The 19,172-nt window shown below is 39.3% G+C and carries 16 protein-coding genes; 8 read left to right on the forward strand and 8 right to left on the reverse strand.

Annotation, left to right across the window (positions count from 1 at the left end):
* Positions 1–116 precede the first annotated feature (116 nt).
* Entirely contained in the window at positions 117–677 is a 561-nt protein-coding gene (locus HII17_RS09225; protein WP_169075089.1) for a hypothetical protein, read from the reverse strand.
* Between the two features lie 291 nt (positions 678–968).
* Positions 969–2,216, reverse strand: a complete 1,248-nt coding sequence (locus tag HII17_RS09230) for an alpha/beta hydrolase (RefSeq protein ID WP_169075090.1) — start codon at positions 2,214–2,216, stop codon at positions 969–971.
* Positions 2,217–2,365: 149 nt separating this feature from the next.
* Here HII17_RS09230 and HII17_RS09235 point away from each other — a divergent pair, with 149 nt between their 5' ends.
* Positions 2,366–3,865 (forward strand): winged helix-turn-helix domain-containing protein, encoded by a 1,500-nt coding sequence (locus HII17_RS09235; protein WP_169075091.1) that lies wholly within the window; start codon positions 2,366–2,368, stop codon positions 3,863–3,865.
* An 89-nt stretch (positions 3,866–3,954) separates the two neighbouring features.
* Entirely contained in the window at positions 3,955–5,091 is a 1,137-nt protein-coding gene (locus HII17_RS09240) for a DUF4405 domain-containing protein (RefSeq protein WP_169075092.1), read from the forward strand.
* Between the two features lie 100 nt (positions 5,092–5,191).
* Here HII17_RS09240 and HII17_RS09245 read toward each other — a convergent pair whose 3' ends face one another.
* Together HII17_RS09245 and HII17_RS09250 are read right to left on the reverse strand one after the other, a co-directional pair.
* The gene (locus tag HII17_RS09245) at positions 5,192–6,109 is read right to left on the reverse strand and encodes a hypothetical protein (protein WP_169075093.1); all 918 of its coding nucleotides are present in this window, start codon (positions 6,107–6,109) and stop codon (positions 5,192–5,194) included.
* 162 nt (positions 6,110–6,271) lie between these two features.
* Entirely contained in the window at positions 6,272–7,195 is a 924-nt protein-coding gene (locus tag HII17_RS09250; protein WP_169075094.1) for a manganese-dependent inorganic pyrophosphatase, read from the reverse strand.
* Between the two features lie 272 nt (positions 7,196–7,467).
* Here HII17_RS09250 and arsB point away from each other — a divergent pair, with 272 nt between their 5' ends.
* Positions 7,468–8,484, forward strand: a complete 1,017-nt coding sequence (gene arsB, locus HII17_RS09255) for an ACR3 family arsenite efflux transporter (RefSeq protein ID WP_169075095.1) — start codon at positions 7,468–7,470, stop codon at positions 8,482–8,484.
* 90 nt (positions 8,485–8,574) lie between these two features.
* On the opposite strand, the gene HII17_RS09260 is transcribed toward arsB, so the two are convergent.
* Complete coding sequence (locus HII17_RS09260) at positions 8,575–9,543, reverse strand: class 1 fructose-bisphosphatase (RefSeq protein WP_169075096.1); 969 nt, start codon at positions 9,541–9,543, stop codon at positions 8,575–8,577.
* 224 nt (positions 9,544–9,767) lie between these two features.
* Here HII17_RS09260 and HII17_RS09265 point away from each other — a divergent pair, with 224 nt between their 5' ends.
* Both HII17_RS09265 and speB read left to right on the forward strand, forming a co-directional pair.
* Positions 9,768–12,203, forward strand: coding sequence for a zinc-dependent metalloprotease (locus HII17_RS09265; RefSeq protein WP_169075097.1), 2,436 nt, complete (start codon positions 9,768–9,770; stop codon positions 12,201–12,203).
* Positions 12,203–13,042 (forward strand): agmatinase, encoded by an 840-nt coding sequence (gene speB, locus HII17_RS09270; protein ID WP_169075098.1) that lies wholly within the window; start codon positions 12,203–12,205, stop codon positions 13,040–13,042. Before HII17_RS09265 ends, speB begins: the two co-directional genes overlap by 1 nt.
* Positions 13,043–13,242: 200 nt before the next feature.
* On the opposite strand, the gene HII17_RS09275 is transcribed toward speB, so the two are convergent.
* The 3 genes from HII17_RS09275 to HII17_RS09285 form a co-directional block, all read right to left on the reverse strand.
* Positions 13,243–14,412, reverse strand: coding sequence for a hypothetical protein (locus tag HII17_RS09275; protein WP_169075099.1), 1,170 nt, complete (start codon positions 14,410–14,412; stop codon positions 13,243–13,245).
* A gap of 191 nt (positions 14,413–14,603) precedes the next feature.
* Entirely contained in the window at positions 14,604–15,551 is a 948-nt protein-coding gene (locus tag HII17_RS09280; protein WP_169075100.1) for a DMT family transporter, read from the reverse strand.
* Positions 15,552–15,722: a hypothetical protein gene (locus HII17_RS09285; protein ID WP_169075101.1), complete on the reverse strand. Its 171-nt coding sequence runs from the start codon at positions 15,720–15,722 to the stop codon at positions 15,552–15,554.
* 133 nt (positions 15,723–15,855) lie between these two features.
* On the opposite strand from HII17_RS09285, the gene HII17_RS09290 reads away from it, so the two are divergent.
* Genes HII17_RS09290 through elbB form a run of 3 tightly spaced genes read left to right on the forward strand, consistent with a single transcriptional unit; the run spans position 15,856 to position 19,161 of the window.
* Positions 15,856–17,310, forward strand: a complete 1,455-nt coding sequence (locus HII17_RS09290) for an aminotransferase-like domain-containing protein (RefSeq protein WP_169075102.1) — start codon at positions 15,856–15,858, stop codon at positions 17,308–17,310.
* A 7-nt stretch (positions 17,311–17,317) separates the two neighbouring features.
* Positions 17,318–18,511: a multidrug effflux MFS transporter gene (locus HII17_RS09295; RefSeq protein WP_328824508.1), complete on the forward strand. Its 1,194-nt coding sequence runs from the start codon at positions 17,318–17,320 to the stop codon at positions 18,509–18,511.
* Entirely contained in the window at positions 18,508–19,161 is a 654-nt protein-coding gene (gene elbB, locus HII17_RS09300) for an isoprenoid biosynthesis glyoxalase ElbB (protein ID WP_169075103.1), read from the forward strand. Before HII17_RS09295 ends, elbB begins: the two co-directional genes overlap by 4 nt.
* Positions 19,162–19,172: the final 11 nt, after the last annotated feature.

Genomic DNA, 19,172 nt, shown 5'->3' on the forward strand with positions numbered 1-19,172 from the left:
AATTTATTAAGGGAATATGATTTAAAAGCATTCGGCTTATTCTAGGCAAGAAGGCTTTGATAGTGAAAAAGCCCTGGTACAAGGGCTTTTTTGACTACTGTTCTGTTTCGAATGCTTTATGCAGAAACCGCTTTTCGCTCGATAATACGTAATACGATTGGTTTTATAACTAAGTTAGCTAGTACTGATACAGTGCTAAAGATTGCTACGCCAATAAATGGAATAAGAGGTCCAAAAGTAAATGCTGAGCCTAGCACGTGTCCAAGGATGTATTCAGGGCGATAAATAGGTAAAAACAGCCCGACAATTAAGACGGATAAAGCTAAATACTTGGTTATTATGCCATAGCCCATAATGAAGGCCAGTGACTGTACCGCGCTTACTGCTAACATTCCTAAGAAAGCGGCAATAATAGCAGGGGGGATTTTTGCATCACTAGATGTTTCATTCGATTGAAAAGTGATTCTTTTCTTTACTAATCTTGTAGATAACCAAGTTAACAGCGGAAGAATAACAAGCCCCCACCAATTGGAAATGCCAGGTAGGTCTGCACGCATCATAATATGGTGAGTGACTACTCCACCATTGAAATATTCCCATGCTAAATGACCTAATTCAAAACATAATACTGCTACAACTAAATAGACACTAATTCTATTAAAATATTTTTCACTCATATCAACCCTTATTATGTGGTAACGCTTACCATCATCTTTTTATTTAATTGAGTTAAATGAGCAACATTTATTCCAATTAAAAAGCGGCTATTTATCAAATGGTTATAAAGGGACGTTATGAGGTTGTCGTTGATTTTATTAACGGGTGGTGAAAGAGACCAATTAATCGTTGATTTAAAAATAGCTAGTAATTAATAACACTGGGGTCATATTTCAATCAATAAGAAGGAAGGCCTATGAGATAGCCTTCCTAATAATCCTAAGTTTTTTGATTTATATACGTTAGGGCGACTATTTCATTTCCCAAATCTGCCACATAGGCAGCTGTTGCTGTTTGGCCAACGCCATTGCCTTTGATTGATGCTTTTCAGCAAGCGTCACTTTGTTTAACCCCGCCATTGTTAAGCTGTATTGATGGTGCCAAAGCGCACTTTTTTCCCCATGAGTGGCTACTTTTTCCAGTATGCTTTTAGCTTTCTCAAAGCGTTTGGTTGTGGTAAAGCCTTTTGCAAGATAATTGGTTACCATCAACAGTGATTCAGGGAATTCATTCGTTATGCGCGCAAGCACCGCATCGACGGTATCAAGTTGTTTTGAACCAAAGACATACTTTGAAAATTTATAGGCTTGTAACCACTCAATGCGAAAGCCATTGTAGCCAAGCTTTTTTTGTTTAAATGTTTCGAGTACATCGAATACATCTTTATGCTTGGCTAATGCATAGCCATCGATATAAAAATCGTTAAATAGAAAGCTAAGTGCGTCAACAAAGGCTGGAAGCGCAGTACTAAAATGGTTTTCTTCTGGGTATTGTTTAAAAGCAAATTGCCAACTTTTATGCGTGTGCTTAGCTAGCTTTTCAGCAACGATATTTACACCCATGCCTTGCTCATTTGCTACAGACAAAAACAGTGGGGCCGGTATTTTATTTGCTGTAATTTGTCTCGTTATAAATTGGTTAATTACTTCTCCAGCAGAGTAATTATCTACCCAATAACTAGGGCTCATGGCAAAAAAAGCGTTAAATGGAGTGTTTGGTTGGATCATGGCAAATGTGCTGAATAGTCCACCGAGTGAATAACCTGCCAATATTCGATTATCATTGGTTCTATACTGGTTATCTATAAGTGGCACAAGCTCATTTGCTATGTATTGATAAAAGTTAGCTGCACCTCCAAAACTTTCCTCTCCTTCGACTTGCCATGTGGTTTGGTAAACATAGTCAGCATTGCCTTGATTGGCGATACCAATCACTATCATCGGTGGCACCTTGCCCATTCGTGCTAAATTTTTAGCGATTGCCGAGATGTGTTGAAATTGAAAGTCGCTATCAATCACGTAAAGCGTGGGGTAGTTTTGGTTATTATCATAATAGTTTTCAGGTACGTCGATCATAAATCGGCGCTCCTGACTCAATATTGTTGATTGATGGCTCTCGATATACCCAGAGACAATGGGTTGCTGCGCAGATACCTGAGACGTAACTAAGGTAAAAATTACTGTTAACAATACCGTTAAGAAGGAGTATGTGCATTTCATTGTTTTTATTCCTTTGCCAACACGAACTTAGTTTCTGTAAGGCTTTGAAGAAGGTTGTATTCTTAATAAAACTGCTCTGTACGTTGACTAAATCTCGTAATCCTTTAGTTTATGTAGCAGAGTATTTTCAACAAACAGTATGACCACCGTTGCCGCAATATAAAACCCTTGATTACACGATAGATACTAAAGCGCTTACAATAACTTCGATTAGTGGTGATTCGCTCAATATTCGTCCAAAAACTTGTCAACTGCTAATCGTGTTACTTGAAAAGCAAGGAAGCGTAGTAAGTAAAGGTGAGCTACTAGAAAAAGTATGGAATGACACTGTAGTTGATGAGCAAGTTATTTTTCAGTCGATAAAAGAGCTTCGTAAAATTTTTAGTGGTATTGAAGCGATAAAGACTTTGCCTAAGCAAGGTTATATTTGGCTACCAGATGTTGTAATGCATGAAAGCTCAAAGCCACAAAGTAGTTCTGTCAGGCGAGTGACTTTTAAGCCATTTCCGATTCTTCTTTTATTGATTGTTGTTGTGGTCACGAGTCTGGGATTTATATTGAGTGATAACACGCATATTCCTCAAACTGAGGATGCTATACCGGTGAAAGGGTCGGTAATCGTGCTGCCAACTGAAAACCATATAATTGGCAATGATCATAGCTGGGTAAGACTAGGTATGATGGATCAGTTGATTCAGCGTTTACCGAGTACCGAGCAAGCAGGGGTATTACGAACAGACTATGTACTACAAGTGCTTGAGCGAGCCGGAGCGCCATTTAGTCAATTGGATGCTAGTCACATACCAAGTATATTTAATGTATCTGGCGCAGATTTAATCGTGGCAACTAAATTATCTGGCTCACCTTTTGATTACCAGCTTAGTTACACGTTATATAGACGCAAATCACAGCAAAAAGGTGTGTTGTTTAACAAAGATAGTCAGGCGCTAATTGACGAGCTAGCTAGTATGCTGGCAGTGCAATTGGGTAATCGTTTACCACTTACAGCAATTCAATATCAATCAGATTTTACTGATGAAATGTTAGGTGTTGCTATTGATTTGAGGTTAGAAGGGAAATTTGAACAAGCTACGCCGCTTCTTACATCAATTGTTGAAAGCAATCCGAATAACTTAACCGCCCAGCGTTTGCTTATTGAAACTTATTTAGCAATTAATAATACAGAGAAAGCGAAAGAGCATTTACTTCAAGCAATGCCAATAGCCAATGAGCTCGATAATGACAATGAGCTTATTAGACTTAAATACTTTAATGGAATCTACCTGTTTATAACTGGTCAGTATTTGCTAGCCAATCAATCAGTAGAAGAAGGTCTAGCTATTGCAAGAGCAAATAATGATTGGCTATTTCAAGCGCACCTTACTGAATTAAAAGCAACATTTGCTATGAGAACAGAAAAGCTAGCGTTAGCAGAAAAACTATTTCATGAAGCTCGTGGCTATCATCAAATACTCAAATGCCCGTTGGGGGAAACACAGTCTTGGATATTTCTTAGTGAGCTAGCTGCATTACAAGAAGAACCTGAAAAACAAATTATAGCGCTAGATAATGCCTTTGATATTGCTATTCAGCGTAACCTGACCAATAAATTAAGTGAAATTGAAATTATAAAAAATAGTCTTAAATAACAAGCGTTTCAGAAAATTTCAGAAAGCTTTATTCGACTTGAAATAACTAATTGGCGTACAAAAACGTAAATTATTTCAAGGAGTGTTTTATGTTATTTTTTAGCTCACGTTTTACCGCTCGAGCATTTATTGGTGCCACGTTGTTTATCGCCTTCTTGGTCATGTTGGTAACCTCAGTTCTTCTATTTAGTAAGCAACACAGCAACTTAATTGCGCTTATCCATACCTTAATCGGTTTAGTGATGGTGCTAACTGTTATTTGGCATTTGTTTAAAAATAGTCGCTCACTAGGACAATATTTAAATCCATTTAAAAAACAGGGCGGCAAATTCACCATTACCTTGCCATTGGCGCTAATCCTGATTATTTACTTTGTTGCATCACCTTTTTTAAGACTATCGCCGGCGATGGAAGTGTACCGCTTAGGTCAATCGTTAAAAGCTGCAGATAAAGGTACTGACGATGAAGAGCATACTTTTATTGAAAGAGCTCTTAAACCTGACAATGCAACAGGGCAAACGATAACCGTTGAACTGAAAAAAGGTGCTTACTTCTTATGGCCTCAATATGCAATTTGGCTTGAAACGTTAGATGGAGAATTTGTTCAACCGCTATATGTGACTAGTGCTATTGGTACCAATAACTTTGTTAATAAGGTTTCGAAAAAAGACCCTTCACAAGTATTCACATCACATTTAATGGTTGGCCCAGATGCTAACCCTGGTGAAGCACTTACTGGTGGGGAAGATCCAGAGAGTAAAGATAGCAGAATGCGTCCAGAGTCCCTGCCTGTGTTCCTGCATCAGCTGGGTATGAAGGCTGCTAATGGCTACTTTGTACCAACAGGTGATTCATTGACCGTTGATGGCTATAGTGGTGCCACGATGACAGACAACTTTATTTATCATGCACAATTACCGAGTAAGCTGTCAGGTGAATATCGCGTGCGTTTAGAACTCAATAATTCATTCGACTTTAATGATTATTATTCATCAGATCGCTTTCCTGATGACGAAGTTTATTCTGGTGATGGCTTTAGTGCTCAGCCATCAGTTGTTTACCAGGCAGTAATCGACTTTGATCAGCCTGAGCAATTACTAAAGATGGAACTGATTGGTCGAGGGCATCATTCAGGTCGCGATGGTAAAATCTATGGTGATATTGATAACTTAACAACAGCATTGGAGTTAGTCGACCGCGCAATTGTTTCTATAGCGAGTGAATAGCTGTTAGAAAGTCAGGTTAGTATCTTTTAATTAAAAAAGCCCCCGATAAGCGGGCTTTTCAATGTATTAACAAAGTAACCTTTATGTTTGTATTCGCTTTCTATGGCGTTTTTTGAGTTGGAAAGGCAGGCGTGCCGTCAGCTTTAAAGCATTTTCCTTTTTCTTGTATAGTCCAATTATATTCAGTACTAGGAGTATTATCTTTCCATGTTATTTGCCACAGATTATTATATTGCTTAGAGCTACATGGGTAAGCCACGCTAGAATATGTTTTATGGGTGATGTTATAACGCCATAGTTTGCAGTCAGGATTGCATAAATGCCATGCTATAAACTTATTATCTGGTGAGTAGGTTAAATTAAGTGGCTCGCCAGATTCATAGTTAGTTTTTGTTGGCGGTATTTCAAAAACATTTACCCCGCTAGGCAAGAAGTCAAGCTGCCAAATATTGTATGGCTTCTCATTATAGTGTTTATCTGCGCCTGGAACTGGGTGTAATTGTCCAAATTGCTTGTTAATCCAGTGACTTGAATTGACAACGATGGCTTGATTTCCATCAGTTGACCAGTGAAATTGAGCATTAAGAACTTGGTGAAAATCGCTTTCAGACTGACAGTTGAGGCAACTTACTAAGGAACCTGATACGCGATTAAACAAATAATGCTTCTTATTGGTTTGTGTATATGCAGTGATTATTTTGCCGGGGGATTCTGAAACTTGGATACGTTCGTCGTCAATACAGAATGACGATATTTGTGAACACAATGTTTGTTTAGTTACCCTAGCTCCGCGCTCTATTGCGGAAAAGTCCCCTTTAACCATTGTATATTTGCCGTATTCAGTTAGTGTCAGTACCCCATAATTCGTATGTTTTATATGCTGACTGCCTAATGGCGGCGTTTGTGATATTTGTGACGATAACTCTTTTGGTTGCCACCATGTATATAAGGTTAGCAATAACATTACGACGACAATCGTGCTTATGATGTAATGGAGTTTGGAAAAAATTTTCATCATAATTTATTAGCTGGATTAAAGCATAATAGATGATTCAATGGGTACTTTTAACACGTCTTTAATTTATTACCTAATAATTAAAATTTCAGTTGTGAAAGAAAAAAGCCCATCAAAATGATGGGCTTTCAAATACGCATATTTTAATTAGCTAATTTTAAGGTGTTACGCTAGCGAGTCTTGTAGTGGTGGTACTACTTGTTTTTTGCGACTCATAATGCCATCAATCCACACTTTGCCGTCAACTGTAGCTGCGCCATACGCTTTTTCAGTTAAGTCATCATTGTTACTTACAACGAGAACTTCTGAGCCTTCTTTCATAATATCTGTCAATACTAGTAACACGCTGTGGTAGTCACCTTCGGTTTTTAGTGCTGCGATATCAGCTTGTAAGTCTGCTTTCAGATCATCAACTAACGCTAAGTCGATGAGCTCTAACTGACCAATACCTACTTTGTTGTCATGCATATTGAAGTCTTTAAAGTCACGCATTACTAAATCACGGATAGGCGTGCCTGCAACAGCTGATTTCACTTCAAACATTTCCATACCAAGTGCTTTGTAATCTTCAATACCTGCAATTTCAGCCAATGCTTCAACACATTTAATATCAGCCGTAGTACAAGTTGGTGATTTGAAGATAACTGTGTCAGATAAAATTGCACACATCATGGCACCTGCGATGTTCTTTGGGATCTCAACGCTGTGAAAATCGTACATCATTTTGATGATGGTATTAGTACAACCGACTGGACGGATCCAACACTCAAGCGGTGTTGAGGTGGTAATGTCACCTAGTTTGTGGTGATCAATGATACCTAAAACTGTTGTGTCGTCGATGTCGTCAGGGCCTTGGATACGGTCTGAGTGATCTACAACATAGATGCCGTCAGTGTCAGCAAAGGTCATTTTTAATTCAGGTTGTTCAAAACCAAACTTATCAAGAATAAAAAGTGTTTCTGGTGAAAGTTCGCCTAAACGGGCAGGCTTAACATCTTCACCAATTTGTGATTTTAAGTAAGAAAGCGCAATTGCAGAGCAAATTGAATCTGAATCTGGAACCTTATGTCCTACCGCGTAAGCTGGCATCGAGTTTTCTCCAAGCAAATAAAATAATAAATCGGTATACGTTACGTATGAGTTGGCGCGTATTCTAGCAAAAAGCAGTGCTGTTCGCATAGTAACCAAAGCTGCCTTTTTATGATTTTTAGTATGAATCGTTTTTATGCGACACCGTGAGGCCAATACATAGTTTGCTGTTTGAAAATGTGATTCAGAATCAGATTTTACTCGACACTCAAGGATATATATACGAAAATTCATATGTGAATAGGTTTGAGTGCTTTGGTGTGGAGTAGACAATGGGTTTATTTGAGCGGTATTTAACTGTATGGGTTGGGCTTGCGATTGCTATAGGCGTTATAGCAGGGCATATGATTCCCAATGTTTTTACTTTAGTTGCAAGCTTTGAATATGCGCATGTAAATTTAGTGATAGCCGTGCTGATTTGGTTAATGATTTATCCAATGATGGTACAAATCGATTTCTCATCAATAAAGGATGTTGGTAAAAAACCGCAGGGACTCGTTCTTACCCTTGTGATTAATTGGTTAATCAAACCCTTTTCTATGGCCTTACTTGGTTGGTTATTTTTTAAAGGTATATTTGCTGACTGGGTGGATCCGCAAACGGCAACTGAATATATCGCAGGCATGATTTTATTAGGTGTTGCGCCTTGTACCGCCATGGTTTTTGTTTGGAGCCAACTGACAAAAGGCGACGCAAATTATACCTTAGTGCAGGTGTCAATTAACGACATCATTATGATCTTTGCCTTTGCACCAATTGCTGGATTCTTACTAGGGATTTCAGACGTTACTGTACCTTGGGATACGCTTTTACTATCGGTGGTGCTATATGTTGTTGTGCCGCTTATTGCTGGCGCAATTACGAGGAAGAAGCTCGATAAAGCAAGTGATCATAGTAAGTTAGATAGATTCCTTAGCATAATGAAACCATGGTCAATTATTGGCTTGTTAACTACTGTGGTCTTGCTCTTTGGCTTTCAAGCGGATGTTATCTTGTCTAAACCAGAAGCTATTTTACTTATTGCAACGCCATTGCTTATTCAAACTTACGGCATATTCTTTATTGCTTATTTCGCAGCAAAATATATTAAGCTGCCGCATAATGTTGCAGGGCCAGCATGCATGATAGGCACATCAAACTTCTTTGAGCTTGCTGTGGCTGTAGCAATTTCACTATTTGGCTTACATTCAGGCGCCGCATTGGCAACCGTGGTTGGTGTTTTAGTCGAGGTGCCAGTGATGTTGTCGTTAGTTTGGTTTGTTAATAAAACCCGGCACTGGTTTGCTTAAATTTAACGTTTAAATTTTAGGAAAAGCTAATGTTTGCTGAAAATAAAAAGCCCAGCTTTTGCTGGGCTTTTTTATTGACGATGAATCAAACTACTTATAGTAACTTAAGCATTTTTCCACTTCGTTAGCAGAGCCCATGATAACTTCGACACGTTGGTGAATATCGGTAGGGGCAATATCCATGATGCGACCTTTACTGGTCATTGCTAAACCACCGGCTTGCTCAATTAAGAAACTCATTGGATTGGCTTCATACATCAGGCGCAATTTATATGGCTTATCTGGATTTTTATTGTCGGCAGGGTATGTAAAAATACCGCCACGAGACAGTACGCGATGAATATCCCCAACCATGGCTGCTATCCAGCGCATATTAAAGTATTCGCCACGAGGGCCTGCATCACCTGCGACTAAATCAGCAATATAGTTCTGCATTGGTGCTTCCCAAAAACGTTGGTTCGACATGTTAATGGCAAATTCACGAGTATCTTTTGGTACTTGGACATTGCGCTCTACTAATAAATAGCCGCCATGCGTTCTGTCTAATACATAGAAATGTGTACCCTTACCTGTCGTCATCACTAACATCGTTGATGGCCCGTAAAGTACATAACCTGCGCATACTTGCTTGTGACCAGCTTGCTTGAATTGATCTGGACTATCAGCTGCCATTTCTGGAATAGCTTCGTGAATAGAGAAAATAGTGCCGATTAGTGAGTTAATATCGATATTCGAGCTTCCATCCAATGGGTCAAATGATACTAAGAATTTACCGTTTTCATCACCAGCAACAGAAGTATCTTCTTCTTCCGAAGAAATTGCTTTTACAAAACCTGACTCTAAAACGATGTCTTTAAATAACTCGTTTGCGACAACATCGAGTTTTTTCTGTATTTCACCTTGAATGTTTTCATCAAGTGTAGAACCCATTAAGCCACCAAGCTGTGCTTGGCTAACGCGGAAAGAAATTTCTTTTGTCGCCGCTAATATGGTTTTGATCAGTGAAATTAAGTCTAATGGTACATCGTCGTCACGTAACGCAGGGGCTAATCGTTGCATTTTTCTACCTAGTTGCTCTTTACCAGTTGGCAATTATAGTTAATGGCTAGTGAATCATTTCATTGATTCATAGTCAGCAAATGTATATTTTATACCTTGTGATTGAAATAGGGTTGCAACCAACAAAGTTTTGATCGTTTTTGATGAAAGTTTTCAAAAAAAATTTAACAGCGATTATAACGTAAAATTGTGACTGTTTTTAGTAAAAATAATAAGGAATTAGGATGAAATTTATTCGTCTATGGGCAGTTTTGATATTGTCTGTTGCCGCTGTACCTTTAAGTTGGGCAGATTTTGCCAAATTTGTTGAAGGTAAAAGTTACCAAGAAGGTTATTTTTCTTTCTATCAAGACAGTAAAACCGGCAAGGTTTACTTAGAGATTGAACAGTTTGAACAGCCGTTTTTATTTCAAAGCAGTATGCCTCACGGTATCGGATCGAACGATATTGGTTTAGATCGCGGACAATTAGGTGATACTCGATTAGTGCAATTTGAGCGGGTAGGCGATAAAGTTTTCTTAAGGCAGTTAAATACTTATTACCGAGCTAATAGTGACAATAATCTAGAACGCCAAGCAATAGATGAAGCTTTTGCGAGCTCAATTATTTGGGGCTTTAAGGTGAGTGAAGCAAATGAAGGTAAAGTTGTTGTCGATTACACGCCATTCTTATTATCAGATATTCATGGTGTAGGTGAGCGTTTAAAGAAAAGTAAGCAAGGTAACTTTAAAGTCGATGCTTCACGCAGCGGTCTGTACGCTAAACGCACTAAAGCCTTTCCTAAGAACACTGAATTTGAAGCAACCATAACTTTTAAAGGTAGCAGTGCTGGCAATTATTTAAAGTCAGTAACGCCAGATAATTCAGCAGTTACAGTGAATTTTCATCATTCGTTAATTGAACTACCTGATAATAACTATCAATCTCGAGCATTCCACCCTTACAGTGGTTACTGGGCAATTAGCCATGCAGATTATGCAACGAAAATAGATGAATCCTTAATTCAACGAGTAATTCCACGTCATCGCTTAGCTAAAAAAGATCCAGATGCAATAATGTCTGAAGCGGTGGAACCTATTGTTTATTATTTAGATGCCGGAGTACCGGAGCCTGTAAAAGGCGCTTTGTTAGATGGCGCTCGCTGGTGGAATCAAGCATTTGAAGCGATAGGTTATAAAGATGCATTTCAAGTGAAAATGCTACCTGCTGATGCTGATCCAATGGACGTTCGTTATAACGTGATTCAGTGGGTACATCGTGCAACTCGTGGTTGGTCGTATGGCGCATCGGTAATTGACCCTCGCACGGGCGAGATTATTAAGGGCCACGTAACTTTAGGTTCATTACGAGTTCGTCAGGATTACTTAATTGCCTTGGGCTTAACCTCACCATTTACCGGCGAAAATGTAGATACAAGTGCTCAGCAGGAAATGGCTTTGGCGCGTATTCGTCAATTATCTGCGCATGAAGTAGGTCATACGTTGGGAATAGCGCACAATTTTTCTGCTAGTGTTAATAATCGCGCTTCAGTTATGGATTATCCACATCCTTATATCACTTTAAAAAATGGTGAAATCGATCTAAGCAACGCTTATGACACTGATATCGGAGAGTGGGACAAATATGTTGTTGCATATGGATATAGCGATTTGGCTGAAGAACTTGAAGCGCAGGCGTTAGCTGGCTTAATCAGTCAAGCCCAAGCTAAAGGCTTGCAATACATGTCTGATCCAGATGCTCGTCCAAAATCTGGTGGTCATGCAACGGGTCATTTATGGGATAACGGTAAAAATGCAGCGCAAGAATTAGCGCGCGTGCTTAAAGTTCGTGAAAAAGCGCTAACTGACTTTGGTATCCACTCAATCGCTAATGGCACGCCATTATCTGAAATTGAGCAGGTTTTAGTACCCATCTATAACTTTCATCGTTATCAAGTTGAAGGTGCGGCGAAATTAATCGCTGGTGTTAATTATAGTTACGAAGTTAAAGGGGAAGGGGAAGTTAGTGGGGTATCTGCAGTTACTGGTGATATGCAATATCAAGCAATTGAGGTGCTTCTTTCAACACTTAGTCCAGATACGCTTACAATAAGTGAAGAGCTTATTTCACTTATTCCACCAAAGGCTTATGGCTACAACCGAAACCGCGAAAGTTTTAAAAGTAATACGGGTTTAACATTTGATCCGGTAAGTGCTGCCGAAGCCGCTGCTAAACATACGGTTTCGCTGATGTTAAATGCAGAACGTTTGGCCCGATTACAGCAACAATCACTTATGGGGAAAGATATCCCATCTGTTGAAAACTTACTGGATAAGGTGATGGACAAAACTCTCAAACAAAAAAGTGCAAAAGGATTGTCGTTGTTAGTTCAACAGCGAGTTAATCAGCAAGTAGTTGAGCAGCTTTTGGGTTTATGGCATAGCGACAAATTAGTGACAGAAATTCGCGCCGAGCTTTATGTTGCATTAACCGATTTAAAAGATTGGTTAGAAGACAACCGTAAATCTCGCAAGCATCAAGGGATGAAGGCACAGTTTACGCTATTAGCTGAGCAAATCGCTTTCAGTTTGGAACAAGGTAAGTTAGTGACGCCGGCGTCTAAAATCAAATTACCACCCGGCTCACCAATCGGCAGTGGCACTCATAAAGGCCATTTTTAGTGAACGATCAATATGTTCAACAAGGTCAGTTTTTACAACTGGCCTTGTTAGGTATTCCTTTCGACGAGAACTCTTCTTATGAGAAAGGACCTGCTAAAGCACCTGATGTTGTTAAGCATGTTTTAGCGCATGGTTCGCTCAATAAAGGTACAGAGTTAGGTGTTAACCTGACGGATGAAAATTACTGGCAAATTGCTGAGAACGTTGTTTTTAATGAAGAGCAGCATTTCAATGACACCATAGAGCAAGCGGTTAGCCAATATTTATCATCAAAGCAGCTGGTGTTGTCACTTGGCGGAGACCATAGCGTTTCATACCCTATTTTAAAAGCTTACGCTAAACACTTTCCGCAATTAACCATTTTACACATAGATGCTCATTCTGATTTATATGACAGCTATAAAGGCAATCGATTTTCTAATGCGTGCCCATTTGCTAGGGTGATGGAAGATGAATTGTGCCAACGCTTAGTTCAAGTTGGTATTCGTACACTAAATGAACATCAGCTCGCACAAGCCGAAAAGTTTGACGTAGAAATAAATGAAATGCGTCAATGGCCTCTCAAAGATGAGTTAGTCTTCGAAGGGCCTGTATATGTCTCGCTAGATATCGATGGTATCGACCCCGCATTCGCTCCAGGCGTTTCACATCGCGAACCTGGTGGCTTATCAACACGAGAAGTCATCAAACTGATACAAGATATCAATGCGCCAGTCGTAGGTGCAGACATTGTTGAATTTAATCCTGACAAAGACATTGATGGGATGACTGCTCAGCTAGCGGCTAAACTAACCAAAGAGTTAGCGGGAAAAATAATAGCAAGTACATTGCAAATTTAATCAGCTCACGCTACTCAGTCAATGGAAAAAGCAGTGACCTTGTTGATGAAGATGTAAATCTTATAGAAGAGCGCATTGAGACTATTGGCAATATAAATGCTCAATTAAGTTCGATTGTTAAGTGATTGAACGTTTAAATAAAGAAAAAGCGTAGCGAGTAGCTACGCTTTTTTGTTTTAGTAATTATTACTAAAACAATATTAGTGACTTAGCGCTAATGCCTTTCTGTATTTTGCTAGTTTTTCTTGATGTTTATTTTGCCAATAACCGACTAGTTTTTTAGAATGCTCTACTGCTATTTCCTGAGTTGATACCGCTTTTTTCTTTTGTGCTGTGTGAAAGTATGCTGCTGCTAACGCATCATAAGCAAAGGCGGATTCTGGATATTGCTTCACAGCTCTTTCAAAAACAGCTACCGCTTGCTTAGGCTGTGTGTTTAACAATGAATCGCCAAGCGCTTTTAGTGACGGTTGGGCGGATACCTCAAAGCCATATTTTTCATTAGATAAATAAGCGAAATATTCAATGATAGCCTCTGGGCCTTGTTTTGAAATGGCTGAATCTGGCGCTAATCTTTGGTGGACATCATCAAAAATTTCTTCTATCGCGTGACTGGTTGCTAGGACAGGCTGAGTCATGTAATAAGTACCATCAAAACGCTTAACACTAACTTGTATATTTTGGGGTGCTAACGAGCTAACTAACTGTGAAATTTCACTAAACGAGTTGAGCTGAGCTTGTTCGTAGCCACTGTCACTGGTGGATAACATCACATAACGGGGTTTCCCTTTATGTTTAGGCAATTGTTTTTTAATTTTTTCGATAAAGTTTAACGGGTGATCTTTGAAGGTTGGGCTTGCTAAAATATACGCATTAAATAACGTTGGCTCATCGAGTAATAGTGCTAAACCTGCCGCCGCATTACCTGTAAAGCCGCTATAAATATTGAAACCATTTAGCCGTAAGTTTTCATTTAATGTTGGCAGTAAGCTTTTTGCGAAATACTCTATTAAGTTTTTATTTTTTCCTTCAACATAGTCGACGTATAACGTTCGAAATGAAGAATCATAGCTATGTGGAGTGACTATGATTGTTTCAACCCAAGGCCAAGCACCATTGTGACTCATCCAATCGTGCATGCCTGCGTGCATTGGCTGGCTTCGAGGATGAATATCAAAAAGTAACACGTAGCGCTTATCAGTTTTTTCGCTATAACCTGCTGGCAACGTAGCATTAAATTTTACGGTGTCGCTAGTAAGTGCTGATTCAATTTCAATAACCTTGATAGGGTTCAATGAGTTGACATCAGTTGCCTTGGCACCTTGGCTGATAACCAAAAAAGCGGCGAGCACTAACTTTATATATTTCATCGAATATCCTTATTGTTTTTATTTTGTACAATTTGTACGATTTCGTTCGTAGTTTTATAGCATGGGAATTTTTAATGTGCAAAATATCATCATTAACAAATAGGGTTATTGGCTAATAAAAAAGGCATGGCGGGAAGGAGTGCCATGCCTAAGGCAACTGACTTAGTCGTTAAGTGTCGCCAAAAGTGGTTTTAGCTAGCGATTACTTTTTCATTTGTAAGTTTACTTTTCGCTAGACTATTTTCTTGCTCAATAGCTTTTTTAGCGGCTCGAGGTTTCGCGAGTACGACAAAATTACCAACCATAATGGCTAAAAAGCCAAATATTGTATAATTATTCCACGCGAAACCTTCAACAACGGTAGAGATAGCTACTGCTACCGCGGGGAATAAAATATTGGCATATGATGTTTTATGTGGGCCTATTTTAGTCATTAATGATAGGTAGCAACCAAAAGCGATAACTGAGCCAAAAATAGATAAGAACAACAATGAACTTATATAAGGCGTTGTCCACTCAAAGGTGAAAGTTTTCCCTTGTACAATAACCATAAATATCATGAAAATAGTGCCGTAAAGCATTCCCCAGGCATTTGATTGAACGACCGGCATCTTAGCTTTTTGGTTCCGAATCGAAATCATATTCCCCATAGAAGCTGATAACGTTCCGATCAAACAAAGTATTAAGCCATATAAGGTTGCATCTGTAAGGCTTAAGCTTTTCACTTCTGGCCAAAATAGAATAACGATGCCTATCAACCCTAAGCTACCGCCTAAGACAACTTGGCTAGTGATAGGTGTTTTGTACCAAATACGCGCATTAATTATGTTAAACAGCAATAAGGTCGAAAAACCGATGCAGGCCAGTGCTGAATTAATGTTTTCTTGGGCTTGGTAAAGTAAAAAATAATTAAAACCAAACAATGCCATGCCGAAAAGTATTAGCGATAAATGTTGTTGCTTATTCATCGTTAGCGGCAATTTTTTAAGCCAGCAATAAATAAATAAAACAGCTGCAGCAAGTCCAAAGCGATAAGCTATTGATGCTTCATGGGCAACATCTCCGAGTTGATAATTGATAGCGATCCAGGTGCTACCCCATATCAATACGGTTAATAGATATAACACAGAGTTATTCATTTACTTATCTCCACAGCAGTGAATATCTTTAGATTCATTTGCCTGTGTTGTACTCGTTGAAAGACGCACAAATTGATTTTCCTGCTTCACTAAATTATAGGCAGTAGATTGAGTTGACATCGCTTTTATCCAAAAAGATACGAAACGGTGAATAACAGGTAATACTATCATGTTGTGCTCCTTTTAAAATGTGACTTTAGTTTATGAAATACTCATTAAATTCATTGAATGATAGAAAGTGTAGCGTTAATTTGTTTTAATAACATATACAGAAAATGAAAAATGAAACCTATACAGTTTTGCTATGAAATTGCTTAATAGAGACTCTTCGGACTTTCTTTACCAACAAATAATTGAATTTATCGATGGTCAACAATCACAGGGGCTATTGCGCCCCGGCGATAAATTACCGAGCCTAAGAAAGTTAAGTAAACAGTTAGAAATTAGTGTGCCTACGGTCAAACAAGCCTATATCGAGTTAGAGCGCCAGGGTCGAGTCTCCGCCCGCCCTCAATCTGGGTATTATTTGCAAGCTCAGCAAGTGAGAACGTTACAGCCTAGACCTAGCAAGTGGGCAGGCAGTAAGCCAACAGAGGTAAAATGTCGAAGCCTAATCGAACAAGTGCATGATGCAGTTCACTTACCCAACTCTGTAGCCTTAGGGATTTCTAACCCCGTACATGCGCATCCACCTGATAAGGCATTGGCAAGATTGATGCGGTCAGTCATAAGCAAATATGCTGAAAAAGCGGTAAGCTATGGCCCTGTTAATGGCGATGCAAAATTAAGAATGCAGCTTGCTTATCGCTATCAAGAGCAAGGTACCGTAGTTAACTATCAAGATATGGTTATTACCAATGGTGCCCAAGAAGCACTTTCGATTGCTTTGCAATGTGTAGCAGAAAAAGGTGATGTAATCGCGATTGAGTCACCATGCTTTTTCGGGCTTATTGAGCTCATTGAAAGTCTCGGTATGAAAGCCATTGAAGTTTATACTTGTACAGAAGATGGTGTCTGCCTTCAGGAACTTGAAAAAACACTAACAAAACACCCTGTTAAAGCATGTTTATTCTCTACTGCGATTAACAATCCGCTAGGTTCGCTGATGACGAATCACCAGCGCCAGCAGTTGGTAGCGCTTTTGGAGTCACACGATATTCCATTGATTGAAGACGATGCATATGGTGACTTGTATTTTGATGGTACGCGGCCAAAACCTGCTCAACTATACTCTGAAAAAGGCTTAGTACTGACCTGTTCATCTTTTTCAAAAACGGCTGCCCCCGGTTACCGTGTGGGATGGCTAATTCCTGGGAAATATGAAGAACAAGCCAAGCGTATTAAGCGAGCACAGTCTTGTTCAACACCTATGTTGCAACAATGGACACTTACCGAATATCTATTGTCGGGAGAGTATGATCGGCATGTCGCGGTACTCAGGAAAAAGCTAATTTACAACTGTGAACGTATGCGGGCACTAATCGCCGAACATTTCCCAGAAGAAACTTGTATTTCAAAACCGCAAGGTGGCAGTGTTTTATGGGTAAGATGTCGCTCCTCGGTAAATACTAGCGACTTTTTCCAAGACGCAATTGCACGTGGTGTAAGCTTCGCTCCTGGCGGCATATTTTCACCTTCGGGGAAATATCGGAACTATATGCGTATCAGTTTTGGCGTGAAGTGGAACGATCAAATTGTTCAGGCAGTTAAAGCCTTAGGTGAGTTGGTCAAAATTCAACAAGAAAAGCAACACAATTGAGAACGAAGTGATACAAAACACAATCTCGAAAAAAATATTATTACCTTTGCTCGCATCGATTATGGCGGTATCACCGCTAGCGATTGATCTGTATTTACCAGCGATGCCACAGATAGCGGACGACTTATCGACCAATATGCCTGCGGTACAGAATACCTTAAGTATATATTTAATTGGCTATGCCTTAGGTCTGTTATTTTTTGGGCCGCTTGCAGACAAATACCCTAGACGGAATTTGGTGATAATAGGTCTAAGTGGATTTATTTTGGCTACTATTGCTTTGCTGTTTGCACGTGACATTGAAACTTTTACAGGTCTTCGGTTATTTCAAGCATTTATTAGTAGTGCTGCTACGGTTGTTGTGCCGGGGACCATTCGAGAGTTATATAAAAAAGATACCGCCAAAGGGCTATCATATGTCAGCATGATTATGATGCTAGCACCTATGATTGCACCAGCAATTGGTAGTGCTATTTTGCTGATACATAGCTGGCAGGCTATCTTTGTCGTGTTAACTATCTATGTGATTGCTGTATTAACTTTTACGGCTAAACTATTGCCAAATTCTGGCGAATTAAAAGCGACTCAGCACGTCAGCTTCTTTGGACGCTATAAAACTGTTTTTGCAAATAAAAGTGCTCGCTTTGATTTAATCGCCTCTATGATGGTGTCATTGGCGTTCTTTGCCTATATTACTGCTGTACCATTTGTCTATTTAACGGTGTTTGGGGTCAGTGAGTTTGTATTTAGTTTGCTGTTTGCTGCAACAGTTTTTGCCCTGATGACAGCTCATTTAATTAATTCAAAATTAGTTGTGCGCAAAGGCTCAAAGCGCATGTTGAAATACGGGCTTATTGTCGCTGTAATCACCTCTAGCTTACTGGTGGTCGTGACATCACTAGAGTTACCTTTAACTTATATCGTATTAACTATATTGCCATTAATGGGCAGTATTTCTATGATTGCGGTTAATGCTGATGCGCTAATTTTACAAAATTTTAGTCATCAAACTGGTACTGCAACAGCGGTTATCGGAGTATTGCGCTTTGGTATTGGAGGGCTTGCTGGTCCTATACTCGCGTATTTTTATAATGGAACGGCACAGCCTTTTAGTATGCTAATGTGGCTCTCTATATTGGTTGTTCTGTTAGCGCAATTGCCGCGTATGCTTAATGATAAGAAAACTAAGGATATTTCATGAAAAAAGTAGCAATTATTCTTTCTGGTTCAGGTGTTTTTGATGGCAGTGAAATACATGAAGCGGTAATCACTATGTTGTCGGTAGAGCAGAATCAAGCAAGTTATCAATGTTTTGCTCCCGATGTAGCGCAACTTCACGTTGTTAATCATTTAACTGGTGAAGTTTCAGAAGGGGAGTCTCGTAATGTGCTAGTGGAATCAGCGCGAATTGCTCGTGGTGAGATTAAAGCGGTAACTGAACTTAATGTTGATGATTTTGATGCACTTCTTTTACCCGGTGGTTTTGGTGCTGCGAAGAATTTATGTGACTTTGCGGTAAAAGGGGCTGATGCATCAATGAATAGTGATGTCTTAAATGCGTGTAAGGCTTTTGCAAACGCAGGAAAACCAGCGGGTTATATTTGTATTTCTCCAGCGATGATCCCGATGGTTTATGGACAAGGTGCCAAAGCAACAATAGGTACTGATGTTGATACAGCTGCAGGTGTTAATGCGTTAGGTGGTGAGCATGTTGACTGTCCTGTATCGGAATTTGTTTTTGATGAACAGAGAAAAGTGGTCAGTACACCTGCATACATGCTTGCTGGAAACATATCACAAGCAGCACAAGGCATTAGTAAATTAGTTAAGAAAGTCATAGAACTTGCTTAGGTAGTTGTAAG

Source organism: Thalassotalea algicola (genome assembly GCF_012932965.1).
GTDB classification, from domain to species: domain Bacteria; phylum Pseudomonadota; class Gammaproteobacteria; order Enterobacterales; family Alteromonadaceae; genus Thalassotalea_F; species Thalassotalea_F algicola.

What these genes read in the sequence shown, in the direction of transcription:
- HII17_RS09225 (WP_169075089.1), bottom strand. Translation starts at nt 677, where the DNA reads ATGAGTGAAAAATATTTTAATAGAATTAGTGTCTATTTAGTTGTAGCA.
- HII17_RS09230 (WP_169075090.1), bottom strand. Translation starts at nt 2,216, where the DNA reads ATGAAATGCACATACTCCTTCTTAACGGTATTGTTAACAGTAATTTTT.
- HII17_RS09240 (WP_169075092.1), top strand. Translation starts at nt 3,955, where the DNA reads ATGTTATTTTTTAGCTCACGTTTTACCGCTCGAGCATTTATTGGTGCC.
- HII17_RS09245 (WP_169075093.1), bottom strand. Translation starts at nt 6,109, where the DNA reads ATGATGAAAATTTTTTCCAAACTCCATTACATCATAAGCACGATTGTC.
- HII17_RS09250 (WP_169075094.1), bottom strand. Translation starts at nt 7,195, where the DNA reads ATGCCAGCTTACGCGGTAGGACATAAGGTTCCAGATTCAGATTCAATT.
- arsB (WP_169075095.1), top strand. Translation starts at nt 7,468, where the DNA reads ATGGGTTTATTTGAGCGGTATTTAACTGTATGGGTTGGGCTTGCGATT.
- HII17_RS09260 (WP_169075096.1), bottom strand. Translation starts at nt 9,543, where the DNA reads ATGCAACGATTAGCCCCTGCGTTACGTGACGACGATGTACCATTAGAC.
- HII17_RS09265 (WP_169075097.1), top strand. Translation starts at nt 9,768, where the DNA reads ATGAAATTTATTCGTCTATGGGCAGTTTTGATATTGTCTGTTGCCGCT.
- HII17_RS09275 (WP_169075099.1), bottom strand. Translation starts at nt 14,412, where the DNA reads ATGAAATATATAAAGTTAGTGCTCGCCGCTTTTTTGGTTATCAGCCAA.
- HII17_RS09280 (WP_169075100.1), bottom strand. Translation starts at nt 15,551, where the DNA reads ATGAATAACTCTGTGTTATATCTATTAACCGTATTGATATGGGGTAGC.
- HII17_RS09285 (WP_169075101.1), bottom strand. Translation starts at nt 15,722, where the DNA reads ATGATAGTATTACCTGTTATTCACCGTTTCGTATCTTTTTGGATAAAA.
- HII17_RS09290 (WP_169075102.1), top strand. Translation starts at nt 15,856, where the DNA reads ATGAAATTGCTTAATAGAGACTCTTCGGACTTTCTTTACCAACAAATA.
- elbB (WP_169075103.1), top strand. Translation starts at nt 18,508, where the DNA reads ATGAAAAAAGTAGCAATTATTCTTTCTGGTTCAGGTGTTTTTGATGGC.